Genomic DNA, 15,691 nt, shown 5'->3' on the forward strand with positions numbered 1-15,691 from the left:
ACCGCCGGCCAGCGCCCAGGAGCGCGGCCCGCAGGGGGTAAACCCGGGCCGTGCGGCCGCGCTGGCTAGAATGCCGGGCTCTCCGCCGCGGCGCGCGCGGCGCAAACCCCCCGGGATCCCATGGCCAGCACCACCTCGTCCAAGCATCTGATTCACTTCGAGGGGGGCAATGCCCTCTCGTCCTTCCGGTCCGCGGCGCTGCTGGCGCGCCTGCAGGCCGTCAGCGACCGCATCGCCGCCGTCCACGCGCGCCACGTGCACTGGGTCTGGACCGATGCCGCGATCGACGCCGAGGGCCGTTCCAAGCTCGCCTCGCTGCTGGACTACGGGGACCGCTACGAAGGCCCGTCGGACGGCGCGCTGATCGTCGTCGCCCCGCGCCTGGGCACGCTGAGCCCCTGGGCCTCCAAGGCCACCGACATCGCCCACAACTGCGGCCTGGCGATCCACCGCGTGGAGCGCGTCACCGAGTTCCGCCTGACGCTGAAGTCGGGCCTGCTGGCCGGCCTGACCGGCGGCGCCAAGCCGCTGTCCGAGCAGGAACTGCTGGCCTGCGCCGCGCTGCTGCACGACCGCATGACCGAGAGCGTGCTGCTGTCGCGCGAGGCCGCCACCCATCTGTTCGACGACAAGCAGGCCCAGCCGCTGGCCCACGTGGACGTGAGCGGCCGCGGCCGCGCGGCGCTGGTGGAAGCCAACGCCGCCTGGGGCCTGGCGCTGTCCGACGACGAGATCGACTACCTGGTCGCCGCCTTCCAGAAACTGGGCCGCGATCCGAGCGACGTCGAACTGATGATGTTCGCCCAGGCCAACAGCGAGCACTGCCGCCACAAGATCTTCAACGCGCAATTCACCATCGACGGCCAGCCGCAGCCGCTGTCGCTGTTCGGGATGATCCGCAACACCGAGAAGGTGTCGCCGCAGCACACCGTCATCGCCTACGCCGACAACGCCGCCGTGATGGAAGGCCACGCGATCGAGCGCTGGATCCCCGCCGGCGACCGCCGCGCGCCCCGGTACGAGGCCCGCGCCGAGACCGCCCATGTGCTGATGAAGGTCGAGACGCACAACCACCCGACGGCGATCTCGCCCCATCCGGGCGCCTCCACCGGCGCCGGCGGCGAGATCCGCGACGAGGGCGCCACCGGCCGCGGCTCCAAGCCCAAGGCCGGCCTGACCGGCTTCTCAGTGTCCAACCTGCACCTGCCGGGCCTGTCCGAGCCGTGGGAGAAGGACCCCATCGGCAAGCCGGCCCACATCGCCAGCGCGCTGCAGATCATGACCGAGGGGCCGCTGGGCGGCGCCGCGTTCAACAACGAGTTCGGCCGCCCCAACCTGGCCGGCTACTTCCGCGTCTTCGAGCAGGACGTCGACGGCATCCGCCGCGGCTATCACAAGCCGATCATGATCGCCGGCGGCCTGGGCGCGATCCGCGCGGACCTCACGAAGAAGATCGAATTCCCCGCCGGCACGCTGCTGATCCAGCTGGGCGGCCCCGGCATGCGCATCGGCATGGGCGGCGGCGCGGCGAGCTCGATGGCGGCCGGCACCAACACCGCGGACCTGGACTTCGACTCGGTCCAGCGCGGCAACCCCGAGATCCAGCGCCGCGCGCAGGAGGTCATCAACCACTGCTGGGGCCTGGCCGAGCGCAACCCCATCCTGGCCGTGCATGACGTCGGCGCGGGCGGCATCTCCAACGCCTTCCCCGAGCTGGTCAACGACGCGGGCCGCGGCGCCACCTTCGACCTGCGCCGGGTCCCGCTCGAGGAGAGCGGCCTGGCGCCCAAGGAGATCTGGTGCAACGAGAGCCAGGAGCGCTACGTCCTGGCGATCGCGCCGGAGAGTCTGGCGCTCTTCACCGCGATGTGCGAGCGTGAGCGCTGCCCGTTCGCGGTCGTCGGCGTCACGACCGCGGAGCGGGAACTGGTGCTGGAGGACGGCGCCGGCGGCGAGCGCGCCATCGACATGCCGATGGACGTGCTGCTGGGCAAGCCGCCGAAGATGCATCGCGACGTTCAGCGCGTCGCGCGCTCGGGCGGCGCGCTGACGCTGGACGGCGTCGAACTGGCCACGGCCGCGCGCACCGTGCTGCGCCACCCGACGGTGGCCAGCAAGCGTTTCCTGGTGACCATCGGCGACCGCACCGTGGGCGGGCTCAACCACCGCGACCAGATGGTCGGTCCCTGGCAGGTGCCGGTGGCGGACTGCGCGGTCACGCTGGCCGATTTCAAGGGCTTCGCCGGCGAGGCGATGAGCATGGGCGAGCGCACGCCGCTGGCCGCCGTCGACGCGCCCGCGTCCGGCCGCATGGCCGTGGCCGAGGCCATCACCAACCTGCTGGCCGCGCCGATCGAGCTGTCCCGCGTGAAGCTGTCCGCCAACTGGATGGCCGCCTGCGGCGAGCCGGGCGAGGACGCCGCGCTCTACGACACCGTCAAGGCCGTGGGCATGGAGCTCTGCCCGGCGCTGGGCGTGTCGATCCCGGTCGGCAAGGATTCGCTGTCGATGCGCACCCGCTGGACCGAGGACGGCGCGGCGAAGCAGGTCACCGCGCCGGTGTCGCTGATCGTCACCGCCTTCGCCTCGCTCGGCGACGTGCGGGGCACGCTGACGCCGCAGCTGCGCGAGGGCGACACGACGCTGATCCTGGTGGACCTCGGCCAGGGCCGCATGCGCATGGGCGGCTCGATCCTGGCGCAGACGCTGAACCAGTTCGGCCCCGAGGTGCCTGACCTCGACGATCCGGCGCTGCTGAAGTCGCTGGTCGCGGCCGTCAACGAGCTGCGCGGCCAGGGCCGCCTGCTGGCCTACCACGACCGCAGCGATGGCGGCCTGTTCGCCGCCGCGGTCGAGATGGCCTTCGCCGGCCAGCGCGGCGTCAGCCTCAACGTCGACATGCTGGTCACCGAGGGCGACGGCATCAGCGACAGCCGCGCCGAGATGGGCGACTCCAAGAACTGGGCCGCGCAGGTCAGCGGCCGCCGCGACGAGCTGACGCTCAAGGCGCTGTTCAACGAGGAGCTGGGCGCCGTGCTGCAGGTCGCCACGGGCGACCGCGACGCCGTGCTGCAGACGCTGCGCGCGCACGGCCTGTCCAAGGTCTCGCATGTCGTGGGCAAGACCAACGACGCGAAGCAGGCCGAGGTCTGGCGCGATGCGAAGAAGGTCTTCGCCGCGCCGCTGCACGAGCTGCAGCAGGAATGGGACCAGGTCTCCTGGCGCATCGCCCGCGAGCGCGACAACCCCGCCTGCGCCGATCAGGAACACGCGCTGGCCGGCGCCCCCGGCAAGGGCCTGCACTGGCTGCCCAGCTTCGACGTCAAGGACGACGTCGCCGCGCCGTTCATCGCCAGCGGCGTGCGTCCCAAGGTGGCGATCCTGCGCGAGCAGGGCGTCAACTCGCATGTCGAGATGTCGTATGCGATGGCGCAGGCCGGCTTCGACGCCTACGACGTGCACATGAGCGACCTGCAGGCCGGCGCCGTCGACCTCAAGGACTTCAAGGGCTTCATCGCCTGCGGCGGCTTCAGCTATGGCGACACGCTGGGCGCCGGCGAGGGCTGGGCGCGTTCCATCCTGTTCAACCCGGTGCTGAAGGCGGCCTTCGAGGCCTTCTTCGCGCGCCCGGACAGCTTCGCGCTGGGCGTGTGCAACGGCTGCCAGATGCTGGCCGCGCTGTCGCCGATGATTCCTGGCGCGCAGCACTGGCCGAAGTTCGTGCGCAACCGCAGCGAGCAGTTCGAGGCCCGTCTGGCGCAGGTCGAGATCGTCGACTCGCCGAGCATCTTCTTCACCGGCATGGCCGGCAGCCGGCTGCCGATCGCGGTCGCGCATGGCGAGGGCTTCGCGGACTTCTCGCAGCGCGGCAATCCGGAGCAGGTGCTGCGCGCGATGCGCTACGTCGACGGCGACGGCCAGCCGACCGAGCAGTACCCGCTGAACCCGAACGGCAGCCCGCAGGGGCTGACCGCGGTGACCACGGCCGATGGCCGCTTCACCGCGCTGATGCCGCACCCGGAGCGGGTGTTCCGCAACATCCAGATGAGCTGGACCGGCGGCGACGCCAGCGAGTTCAGCCCCTGGATGCGGATGTTCCGCAACGCGCGCAAGTGGGTGGGTTGAACTCCACCGCCTGAAGAGGGCGCCCGCTGGCGAGGCCGGCGCTTCGCTCAGGGCTGCAGGGGCCACGGCCCCTGCATGCGGTCCTGGCCGCGCGGATCGCCGGCGTGCGTCCAGATGCCCTGCATCTGCCGCGCGCGCCCTTCGGCGCCACCGCCGCGCGCCGAGATCTGATGGGGACGGCACACCATCACATGCATGGCCGTGCCGTCGAAGTACAGGCCGAGGTTGCCTCCCGAGTGGTCCGGATTGAGTCCGGTCGGATCGCAGGCGCGCCCCGGCGCCAGGGTCGTGGGCAGACGGATGCCGCCCAGGCGCGAATCGCCAATGGAGCGCGGATCGCTGAAATCGCCGAAGCCGTGGCGCACGGCGATCCGCCCCTCCCGGAGCTCCACGTCGCCGCGCGTGATGACCAGGTTCGCGCTGCGGCCGGCGGCGCCACCCACCTGGACGTCGCCACTGACATCCACACGGCGGTCGAAGCGGGCGTCGGCGGTGACTGCCAGCTTGCCGACGTTGAGGAGGTCCTTTGCGTTGAAGTCCCAGTTCTCCGTCGGCTTCGCCGAGCCGTCCTGGCAGGTGGCGCCGATGACGTTGCCGCACTTCGGCGTGTGCGGTGATCCCCCCGGGCCGACGCGCTGGAAGGTGGCCAGCACGCCCGGCACGCCATCCCCCGGTGCCGTCCCGTGCAGCGGGTTGCTCGCCGCGGGACTGCTCGGCCCGCGCAACCGGCTCGCGGCCTGCGGTGTGTCGCCGGGCCAGGAGGCCACGCCATACGGCCCGGCCGCGCGTAGCGCCGCGTTCAGCTGCGCGCCGTGACCATAGGGCAGGTCGCCGGCGGCGAAGAAGGGCTGGGTGTTGAACACCGTGACCGAGAACGCCGGCGCCGAAGCGCCACTCGCGGCTGGCGCCGGGGCGCAATGCTCGATGCAGCGGATGGACACGGCCCAGCGCGGCTCCGCGGGCTCGCCGGTGCGTCCGTCGATGACCTGGTTGCCATGCCTGAACGGCAGCGCGTCATTGACGTCCATGAAGCCCAGCCCCTGGAGTTCCCGGGCGGTGGGTTGCAACGCGTTGGCCACCGGCGGCTTGTCGCCGATCCGCAGGCCGCAGTCCGGCGGCAGCGGCGGCGCGGCCCGTGTCGCCGAGGCCAGCGCCAGCTCCGCGCAGCGCGCCGGCCGCCCCGCCAGCGCCGTGCCGTGCGCCTGTACGTAGCGCCGCGCGCCGTCGCTCAAGGCCGCCAGCTTCTGGCCGGCATGGCGTCCGATGTCGACCATCTGGTCGAACTGCCGCAGACGCGTCGCGCCAACATAGAACACGATCGACACGAGCGTCGCGAAGCTGAGCTCCAACAGGCTGAACCCGGACTGGCGGGCGGGAACGCGCCGGCGGGCGGTGCGTGATCGGACTCGGGCGGACATGCGAAGGGGCTCCTGGCGTCAAGGACGGAGCCCGGCATGCTCGCAAGCCGGCGCGCGCGCGGCAATTCGCGCGCTTGAGCGCCGGCGGCGCGGACGCTCCCCGATCGCGGTGGCCGCCTGCCTGAAGGCCGTGGTTGCGCTGCGCGCGGCGCACGCCAGCCGGCTTCGGTGCCGGTTTCAGCGCCGGATTCAGGCCAGCGCCGTCTCCGCCGCCACGCCGGCCAGCAGCTCGTACGAGCGGCGGCGCGCGGCCGCGTCATGCAGCGCGCAGGCGACGATGAACTCGTCCGCGCCGGTGCGCGCCTGCGTCTCGCGCAGCCCCTCGCGCACCGTGCGCGGCGAGCCCACGATCGCCTCGGCCAGCATCCGCTCCACGGCCAGCTTCTCGCCGGCCGTCCACAGCGCGTCCATGTTGTCGACCGGGCGCGGCAGCGGTCCGCGCTGACCGCGCTGCATGCCCAGGAAGCGCTGCTGCAGCGAGGTGAACAGGCGCTGCGCCTCGGCATCGGTGTCGGCGACGACGACGTTGAGCCCCACCATCGCATACGGCTTGGGATGGCGCGCGCTGGGCCGGTACTGCTCGCGGTACATCTCCAGCGCCTGCATCAGCATCGCCGGCGCGAAGTGCGATGCGAACGCGAAGGGCAGGCCCAGATAGGCGGCCAGCTGCGCGCCGTAGAGGCTGGAGCCCAGCAGCCATACCGGCACCTCGGTGCCCTGGCCGGGGATGGCGCGCACGGCCTGACCCTCCTGCTCCGGCGCGAGGTAGCTGATCAGCTCCAGCACGTCCTCCGGGAATCGGTCCTCGTGCGCGGTCGCCAGGTGGCGGCGCAGCGCGCGCATCGTCGGACCGTCCGTGCCGGGCGCGCGGCCCAGGCCCAGGTCGATGCGGCCGGGGAACAGCGTCGCCAGCGTGCCGAACTGCTCGGCGATCGTCAGCGGCGCGTGGTTGGGCAGCATGATCCCGCCGGAGCCGACGCGGATCGTCGACGTCGCGGCGGCGATCTGGCCGATCAGCACCGCGGTCGCGGACGAGGCGACGCCGTCCATGTTGTGATGCTCGGCGACCCAGTAGCGCGTGTAGCCGAGCCGCTCGGCATGGCGCGCCAGCGCGAGGCTGTCATGGAGCGCCTGCGCGGCGCTGCCGCCCTCCACGATGGGGGCGAGGTCGAGGATCGAGAGTCGGGCTTGCATGGGCGCGCAGTCTAGGCGCGCTCGCGGGACCGGGGCGGCGTCAGGGTTATCGCGATCAATCGCTGGTGAGCTGGGCCTGGACCTGGCGCGTCTTGCCGCCATTCCAGACCGACAGCGTGACCTTGTCGCCGACCTGACGCTCCTCGAGTTCATTGAGCAGCTCGTCCAGATCGCCGACCGGTTTGCCGTTGACCGCGGTGATCACGTCGCCGCCGACGATGCGCCCGTCGCGGCCGCGCATGAAGGGCTGCAGCCCCGCGCGCTGCGCGCCGCCGCCGGGCCGCAGCCCGATCAGCACCACGCCCTTGGGCAGGCGCAGCACCTGGCGCAGCTGGTCGGTGCCGGCGGTCAGGCCCAGCGCCGGGCGGATCACGCGGCCATGCTTGATCAGCTGCGGCACGACGCGGTTCACCTCGTCGGCCGGGATCGCGAAGCCGATGCCGTTGCTGCCGCCGCTGGGGCTGTAGATCGAGGTGTTCACGCCGATCAGCCGGCCGGCGGAGTCCAGCAGCGGCCCGCCGGAATTGCCGGGGTTGATCGCGGCGTCGGTCTGGATCGCGCCGCGGATCGTGCGCTGCGTCATCGATTCGATCTCGCGGTTCAGCGCCGAGACGATGCCCCGCGTCAGCGTCTGGTCCAGTCCGAAGGGGTTGCCGATCGCATAGACCGTCTGGCCCACCTGCAGGTCCTTGCTGGCGCCCATGGGCACCGGTTGCAGCTTTTCGCGCGGCGCGGCGATGCGCAGCACCGCCAGGTCCCGGTCGGGATCGACGCCCACCAGCGCGGCGTCGTACGAGGACTGGTCCGACAGCGTGACCTTGGCGGCCGAGGCGCCGCGGATCACATGGAAGTTGGTGACGATGTGACCCTGTTCGTCCCACAGGAAGCCCGAGCCGGTGCCGCTGGGCACCTCGGTCACGTTGCGCGAGAAGAAGTCGCGCTGCTGCGCCAGCGTCGTGATGTGGACCACCGACGGCGACAGCTTGCGGAACACCGCGATGTTGTTCTGCTCCTGGGCGTCGAGCGGGCCGCGCGGCGTCACCGGGCGGGGCTGGGCGCCAGCCAGCGTCAGGGCGGTGAGCAGGAGGGCGAAGGTGGCGGGAAGGCGCGTGGCGCGCAAGACCTGGCGCGGTCGGACGGGCATGGCGGTGAAAGGGGCATCGAGGCGATGCGCGCGATTATGACGAGGCCGGCGCGTGGCCGGACTGGCGCGCGATCTCGGCCTCCAGCTGGGCCGCGCGCTCGCGCAGCAGGTCGGCCGCCGCCTTCAGACGCAGGTGCGTGCGCACGCGCGCCAGCAGGATGGGCGGGCTGATGGGCTTGCTGATGTAGTCCTCCGCGCCCAGCGCCAGACCATGGCTCTCGTCGGCCACGTCGGAGCGCGAAGTCAGGAACAGCACCGGGATGTCGCGCGTGGCGGCATCCGCCTTCAGCCAGCGGCAGATCTCGTAGCCATCCATGTTGGGCATCAGCACGTCCAGCAGGATCAGGTCGGGGCGCGGCGTCTGGGCGGCGATGCGCAGCGCGCGGTCACCAGTGGTCGCGACCTTGACCCGGTGGCGGTCCTTCAGCAGTTCGTAGAGCTGCGACAGGATCTCGGGGGAATCGTCCACGACCAGGAGGACGGGGCGCGTGTCGGCGATGTCAGCGTCCGCGGCGCCCGCTTCGGCGCTGGCTTCGGCGTTGGCTTCGGGATTGGAAGGGGGAGGGTGGTCGTTCATGGCGTGTTTCCTGGGCGGCTGGTGCGACCCGCCGCTGGTTCGTCGTCGCCGGGCGGCTCGGCCGCATCGAGCAGCCGCAACGCGGCCTCGAAATCGAAGCGTGCCGCGGCTTGCGCGGCCTCGCGCAGCCGTGCGGCGCGCGCGGGATCGAGCTCGCTGCCCATCTGGTCCAGCGTCCTCGCCAGCGTGTCGGCGGTTTCCGCCGCCACGCCGTCGTGACCGGCCAGTTGGCGCCGCCACCGTGCCAGGTCCGCCATCAGCCGCTCGACCTGGTCCGCCGGGGGCGCGGCAAGATCCGCGCCCGGCAGGGTCACGCCCGGCGGCAGCGAGGGGGCCGGCGGCACCGGCAGCGTCTGCAGCGTCTGATCCAGCCCCTGCAGCAGCCGCCTCAGCGCGGCGCTGGCGGTGGCCGCCAGCTCGCGCCGGCGCGGCGCGGAGGCCTCGGCGCGGCACGCTTCCTCCAGCGCCGTGGCGGCCTCGCACAGCGTCATCGCGCCGATGGTGGCCGAGGCGCCCCGCAGCGCGTGCGCCAGCCGCTCGAGCGGCTGCGGATCCTCGCCGTCCGCGGCCTCCTCCAGCCGCGCGGCCGTGGCCTGCTGGGTGTGGTGGAACACGCGCAGCAGTCTCAGGTAGAGCGCGGTGTTGTTCGCCGCCGTCGCCAGGCCGGTGCGCGCTTCCAGCCCCTCGATCGCCGGCACGGGGGAGGGCGCCTCGGCGCAGAGCGGGCCGCCGCCGGCCGCCGGATCGTCCGGGTCCGCGGGCGGCTCCAGCGCCTCGCCGGCCGCGTCCGCAGCGTCCGCGACGTCCATGGCATCGGCCGCGCGCGGGCGCACCCAGCGGACCAGCGTCTCGAACAGCGCGTCGGCATGCAGCGGCTTGGCGATGTGGTCGTTCATGCCGGTGGCCAGGATGCGGACCCGGTCGGCGCCCGTCGCGTTGGCCGTGAGCGCGATCACCGGCAGGGCGCGCCAGCGCGGGTCCTCGCGCAGGCGGCGCGTCGCCTCGTAGCCGTCCATCTCCGGCATCTGGCAGTCCATCAGCACGCCATCGAAGCCGCCGGGCGACGCGCGCAGCAGGTCCAGCGCGATGGCGCCGTTGGCCGCCAGCGTCACCGCGACGCCGGCGCGCGACAGCAGGTCCTCGGCCAGGTCGCGGTTCACGGCGATGTCGTCGACGACCAGGATGCGCGCGCCTGCAAGCGCGCGCATCGCGGCGCGCGTGGCCGCCTGACGGCGCGCCTGGACGGCGCCGGGGCTCTCGGCGGGCGGGGACGCGCCGAGCACGCCGCGCAGCATTGCCGCCGTCACCGGCTTGGCGAGCACGGGCGGCCGGTGGCCGGTGGGCAGCCGCGACATCGCCTCGTAGAGCGTCTCGTCGTTGCTGAACGCGGTGACCAGCACGATGCGCGGCGGCCGGGTGAATTCATCGAGCATCAGCGACGCCGTGGACAGGCCGTTCATCTCGGGCATCCGCCAGTCGATCAGCATCCAGTCGAAGGGGCGCCCGGCGAGCGCCGCGGCGCTCGCCATCCGCAGCGCAGCGCGCCCGCTGGCGGCCATCTCCGGCACCAGCCCCTGGGCCCGGCACAGGGCCGCGAGCAACTCGCGCGCGACGCGGCTGTCGTCGACCACCAGCACGCGCGCGCCCGTCCTGGCGGCGGCGGCGAGGCCGGCACCGGCGTCCTCACCCTGATCCCCGTCCTGTACGCCGACCCGCACCGCGAAATGGAAGGTGCTCCCGACGCCGGGCATCGTCTCGACCCACAGGCGCCCGCCCATCATGTCCACGAGCTGCCGGCAGATGGCCAGCCCCAGGCCGCTGCCATCGGGCGAGGTCGGTTCGGCCTCGTCGAGTTGGCGGCGCACCTGCGCCAGTTGCGCCGGCGTCAGGCCGGGCCCGCCATCGCTGACGCTGAACTGCAGCAGGACCTCGCCGCCCGCCGGCGCCAGGCCTGGCCCGATCCCATCGCCGGCCTCGCCGACCTCGCCCGGTTCGCCCGGTCCCTCGGGTCCCCCGGGCGCGGCGAGCGTCACGGCGATCACCACTTCGCCTTCGCCGGTCACCCGCGCGGCCTGCTTGCCCAGCTGTGTCAGCACCTGTCCCAGCCGCAGCGGATCACCCACGAGCGCGGCGGGCACCTCCGGCGGCACGTTCAGCAGCAGTTCGACGCCCTTCTGCTCCAGTCCCAGGCCCAGCACCTGCACCGCGTGGTCCAGCACCTCGCCCAGCTCGAAGGGGATGTGTTCCAGCGTCAGCCGGCCGGCCTCGATGCGGCTGAAATCCAGGATGTCATCGATCACGCCCAGCAGGTTGCCGGCCGCGTCGCGGGCCTTCTCGACGTAATTGCGCTGGCGCGCATCCAGTTCCGTCTCCAGCGCCAGCTCGGACATGCCGATGATCGCGTTCATCGGCGTGCGCAGCTCGTGGCTCATGTTGGCCAGGAAATCGGCGCGCAGCCGCGTGGCGTTCTCCGCGGCCTGGCGCGCGCGGCGGATGTCGGCCTCCGCCTCGATCTGGTCGGTGAGGTCGGTGAGCCACAGCAGCAGGCCCCGCTGCTGCAGCGCCACCGGCAGGAAGATCGCCAGGCAATCGTGCCGCTGGCCGTCCGGGTCGAGCAGCGCCAGCTCCATGTCGCCCTCGCGCGGCTCGCCGCCGCGCAGCATCGCCGTGGCGCGATCGCGGCTGGCCTGGTCGGCGTAGACGTCCGGCCAGGGCTCGCCGACGCGCACGCCGATCAGTTGCCGCAGCGCCGGATTGGCCACCTGCACGCGCTCGTCCGCGATCACGCCGATGCCCACCGGGGTGCGGGCGATGATGGTCAGGTAGCGGTGCTCCTGCGCCACCAGCCGCTGCTCCAGCGCATGGCGCGCGACCCGCTGCTCCAGATGGCGCAGCAGCGCGGCCTGCAGCGCGAAGGCGATGAACGCGGCCAGCGCGCCGATCGCCAGTTGCGCGGGCAGGCTCAAGGCGTGGCGCAGGTCCGCCACGTACACCAGGTGCCACGGGCCGGCGGGATCGCCCCAGTCGATCGCGCGCGCCACGGCGGCATGACGGCGGCCCGCCACGGTCACCGTCGGCTGGGCCGGGTCGAAGGGCAGGGGCACCACACGGGCCGGGTCGTCGAAGCTGTGGCCGTACTGGCGGCTCGCGGCGAGCCGCTGCGTGCGCTCGGGCAGCGCCGGACCGGCCAGCGCCATCACCCAGGCCGGCTCGCTGGCGGCCATCACCACGCCATGGGGCGAGAGGAGCAGGCCGGCCGCATCCGCGCGCGAGCCCAGGAAGCGGTCGATCTGATCCGCCAGGTAGCGCGACGAGATCACCCCGATGATCGGCCCCTGCTCACCGGTGTCCGCGTAGATCGGCGCGCTCAGGAACACCGAGCGCCGCGCGGCGGTCAGGCTCGTCGCGATGAAGACGCTGGGCTGGCCGCGCATCGCCTGGCGGAAATACTCGCGGCCGCGCACGTCCTGCCCGATGGAGGTGGGCTGCACGTCGCCGCGGTTCCAGTCGCTGACGATGCGGCCTTCCCGGTTGACGATGAAGCTCAACTCCGCGCCGACATGGTCGGTCAGCACCGCCAGGGCGTCCGCGGCCGGGCGCGTGAGGCGCCCGACGTTGACGTCGCTCACGCCGGTGGCCATCTTCACCTCGGCGTTGACGCGGCCGGCCAGGCGCACGGCGCCCATCGCGCGGCTGTCCTCGGTCGTGCCCCTGAGGACCAGGCATTCGCGGTCGCTCCAGGTGTTCAGGCCGGCGCGCAGCGCCGCCTCCTCATGGCGGCGCGCCAGGTCCGCGGCCAGCGCGCCGGTGAGCAGCGCCAGCACGGCCGCGGCCAGCCAGTACAGCGGCCGATGGCCGGCGAGCAGCCGGGCGACGCGGTTCATCGCGCCCTCCGTCCGGCGGCCGCGCCGCCGTCCCAGCGCAGCAGGGCCAGCGCCTCGTCGAACTGGAAGCGCGCGACCGCTGCGGCGGCGCGCCGCAGCAGCACCGCCCGGGCTGACGGCGGCGGGCGGACCTCGAGGTCCATCAGCAGCGCCTGGGCCGACTCGAGCGCGCCGGCGTCGCCCGCGTGAAGCTCGCGCGTGAGCCGGCGCAGCAAGGCCTCGAGCCGGGCGGCCGGTTCCGCGGGGCGGAGCAGGGCGGACGCGGCCTGGGCGGCGGTCTCCGGGCCGCGCGGCACGAGCCAGCGCGCCAGCGTCTCGAACAGACGCTCGACGTTGAGCGGCTTGGGCAGGTGGTCGTTCATGCCGGCGGCCAGGATGCGCTCACGGTCGCCGCTCATCGCGCTGGCGGTCAGCGCGATCACCGGGAGCTCGCGCCAGGCCGGTTCGCGCCGGATGCGCCGGGTGGTCTCGTAGCCGTCCATGACGGGCATCTGGCAGTCCATCAGCACGGCGTCGAAGCCTTGCGGCGTGGACGCCAGCAGGTCCAGCGCCTGCTGGCCGTCGCCGGCGAGCGTGACCTCCAGGCCGGCCGCGCGCAGCAGTTCGGCGGCCAGCTCCTGGCTGCCGGGATCGTCCTCGACGACCAGCAGCCGCGCGCCCGCGAGCTGCATCATCGCCAGGCGCGTCGCGGTCCGGCGCCGCGGCACCGAGGGCGGGCGCTGGCTGGCGTGTCCGCTGGCCGCCGCGACGGCCTGCAGCAGGGTCGAGGCGGTGACCGGCTTGTTCAGCTGCACCGGCCGGTCGCGCGGGTCGAAGTCCGCCAGCGCCGCGGTCAGCGTCTCGTCGCGGCCGAAGGCCGTCACCAGCAGCACGTGCGGCGGGGCGGCCAGCCGGCCGTCCGCGATCAGGCGCGCCGCCTCCAGGCCGTTCAGGACCGGCATCTGCCAGTCCATCAGCACCAGGTCGTAGGGGTCGCGAGCCGCCTGGGCCTCCAGCACGCATTGCACGGCGCTGGCGCCATTGGCGGCGCGGTCCACGCGCATGCCGAAGCCCGCGCACAGGGCGCCGAGGATGTCGCGCGCGGCGTCGTTGTCGTCGGCGACCAGCACCCGCAGCCGCGAGACGTCCACCGGCACGGCCGGTTGCGCCGCGTGGGCTGCCGGCTGCAGGCCCAGCCGGACGCTGAAGCTGAAGGTCGAGCCCTGGCCGGGGCGGGAATCCACGCCGATGCTCCCGCCCATCAGCTCCACGAGCTGGCGGCTGATCGCCAGGCCCAGGCCGCTGCCGCCGTACTTGCGGCTCGTCGACGTGTCGGCCTGCACGAAGCTGGCGAACAGCCGCGCCGCGGCCTCCTCGCTCATGCCGATGCCGGAGTCGCGCACGCTGAAGCGCAGCTCGACCTGGCCGGGCGAGGCGCTGGAGGCGCTGGAGACGACCCGCTCCACGGCGACCACCACTTCCCCTGCCTCGGTGAACTTGACCGCGTTGTTGCCCAGGTTGACCAGCACCTGCCCGAGCCGCACGGGATCGCCGATCAGCGCGGTCGGCACGTCCTGAGGCAGGTGCAGCAGCAGTTCCACGCCCTTGTCCTCGGCGCGCAGCGCGATCAGGTTGACCATGTGGTCCAGCACCTGGTCCAGGTCGAAGGGGACGGCCTCCAGCGTCAGCCGTCCGGACTCCATGCGGCTGAAGTCCAGGATGTCGTCGATCAGGTCGAGCAGGCTGACCGCGGCGTCGTTGACCTTCTCCAGGTAGGTGCGCTGACGGGCGTCCATGCCGGTCTGCAACGCCAGATCGGACATGCCGATGATCACGTTCATCGGCGTGCGGATCTCGTGGCTCATGCTGGCCAGGAAGCTGGACTTGGCATGCGCCTCGGCCTCCGCGGCCTCCTTGGCGCGCAGCGCTTCGCGGGCCGCCTGGCGGCGCCGCGTGATGTCGACCAGCCACAGCAGCAGGGCGGGCTTGTCGCCCTCGTAGTCCAGCGGCATCGTCGAGAGCAGGAAGTCGCGCGGCTCGCCCGCGGTGTCGATCAGGCGCACGTCGACATGACGCCGCTCGAGCCGGTAGGCCATCACCTCGGCCATCACGGCGCGGCTCGCGTCGTCCGCGGCGCGGTCCGGCCAGCGATCCTGCAGCCGCATGCCCAGCCGCGAGGCCAGCGCCGGATTGGCGAACTCCACCCGCCCGTCCAGCAGCAGGCCCACGCCGATCGGCGCCATGTTGAAGATGGCGCGGAACTGGTCGGCGCGGGCCTGGATCTCCGCCACGTGCCGGGCGCTCTGGCGCCGCTGGGCAGCCATCAAGCGGGACAGCGCGGCGGCGGCGAGCACCAGGATGGCGGTCAAGGCCGCCGCCAGCGCCTGCTGGCGCGCCGGCACCACGCCGGCGAGGTCGTCCAGCAGCACCAGGCGCCACGGGCCTGCCGGGTCGTTCCATTCGACATTCGCGGCCGCGACCGCCAGGCGGCGGCCGCCGATCACCGCCACCGGCCCGGCGTCCGGGTCGAAGGGCAGCCGCCGGGTGGCGGCGGGGTCCTGGAACAGCGTGGCGTAGCGCCGCTCCTGCGTGAGCTGCCGCGCCCGCTCCGCGCTCACCGGGCCGATCAGCGTCATTTCCCAATCGGGCTGGCTGGCCGCGAAGACCACGCCGTGCGGCGACACGAGCAGCGCGCCGGCGTGGCGCGGCGACTTGATGATCCGGTCCAGCATCTGCGGCAGCTTGCGCCCCACCATCACGCCAATCATGCCGCTGGACTGCTGGTAGCCCGCGTAGATGGGCGCCGCGAACAGGATGGCGCGCTGACCCAGGCGGGCGCTGAGCGCGGTGAAGATGGAGGCCTGCCCCTGCAGCGCCTGCTGGACATAGGGGCGGTAGGACAGATCCAGTCCGATGGCCTGCTGCTCGGGGCGCTTGACCCATTCGGCGACGATGAGGCCGTCGCGGTTGATCACGAAGGCCTCGTCGCCTTCCATCGCGGCGGCGATGGCGGCCAGTTGAGCCTCGCCGGGCCGGTGCTGGCGGGCTTGCTGCGCATCGGTCTCCAGGGCCAGCGACTTGACGACCGGATCGAGCAGGCCGCTGATCTCGATCGCGCCCATCTCCCTGCCCGACCGCGTCTCCTGGAGCAGCGCGGTGGCCTCGCGATCTGCGGCCGTGCGCAGCGCGCGATGGTGGTCGCGCTCGAGCAGCCAGCTCTGCGTGGCGCTCACCCCGATGCCGGCCGCGATCGCGGCCAGGGCAATGCCGGTCCACGCCACCGCCTGCCGTATCCCCTCCCTCGGAATCGACGGACGCATCCTGTCCTTTGCACGTCGTCCGCGGCGACAGCTTGTCGGGTCTGGTCGGG

The 15,691-nt window shown here is 73.0% G+C and carries 7 protein-coding genes; 1 reads left to right on the forward strand and 6 read right to left on the reverse strand.

Annotation, left to right across the window (positions count from 1 at the left end; all coding sequences use genetic code 11):
• Positions 1-120: 120 nt before the first annotated feature.
• Positions 121-4,125: a phosphoribosylformylglycinamidine synthase gene (gene purL / locus ABDW61_RS17385; protein WP_343640426.1), complete on the forward strand. Its 4,005-nt coding sequence runs from the start codon at positions 121-123 to the stop codon at positions 4,123-4,125.
• Positions 4,126-4,172: 47 nt separating this feature from the next.
• Here the strand turns inward: purL and ABDW61_RS17390 are convergent, their stop codons facing one another.
• The 6 genes from ABDW61_RS17390 to ABDW61_RS17415 all read right to left on the reverse strand — a co-directional run bounded on the left by ABDW61_RS17390 (position 4,173) and on the right by ABDW61_RS17415 (position 15,641).
• Positions 4,173-5,543 (reverse strand): hypothetical protein, encoded by a 1,371-nt coding sequence (locus ABDW61_RS17390; protein WP_343640429.1) that lies wholly within the window; start codon positions 5,541-5,543, stop codon positions 4,173-4,175.
• 189 nt (positions 5,544-5,732) lie between these two features.
• Complete coding sequence (locus ABDW61_RS17395) at positions 5,733-6,737, reverse strand: LLM class flavin-dependent oxidoreductase (RefSeq protein WP_343640430.1); 1,005 nt, start codon at positions 6,735-6,737, stop codon at positions 5,733-5,735.
• 55 nt (positions 6,738-6,792) lie between these two features.
• Complete coding sequence (locus ABDW61_RS17400; protein WP_343640431.1) at positions 6,793-7,881, reverse strand: trypsin-like peptidase domain-containing protein; 1,089 nt, start codon at positions 7,879-7,881, stop codon at positions 6,793-6,795.
• Between the two features lie 34 nt (positions 7,882-7,915).
• A complete protein-coding gene (locus tag ABDW61_RS17405; protein WP_343640432.1) occupies positions 7,916-8,458 on the reverse strand; it encodes a response regulator in 543 nt (180 codons plus the stop codon).
• Positions 8,455-12,342, reverse strand: coding sequence for a response regulator (locus tag ABDW61_RS17410; protein WP_343640434.1), 3,888 nt, complete (start codon positions 12,340-12,342; stop codon positions 8,455-8,457). The genes ABDW61_RS17405 and ABDW61_RS17410 overlap by 4 nt, the downstream gene beginning before the upstream one ends.
• Positions 12,339-15,641 carry a response regulator gene (locus tag ABDW61_RS17415; RefSeq protein WP_343640435.1) on the reverse strand — a complete coding sequence of 1,101 codons (3,303 nt, stop codon included), beginning with the start codon at positions 15,639-15,641 and terminating at the stop codon, positions 12,339-12,341. Before ABDW61_RS17415 ends, ABDW61_RS17410 begins: the two co-directional genes overlap by 4 nt.
• Positions 15,642-15,691: the final 50 nt, after the last annotated feature.

It is taken from the genome of Roseateles sp. (assembly GCF_039595595.1).
Lineage (GTDB): Bacteria > Pseudomonadota > Gammaproteobacteria > Burkholderiales > Burkholderiaceae_C > Roseateles.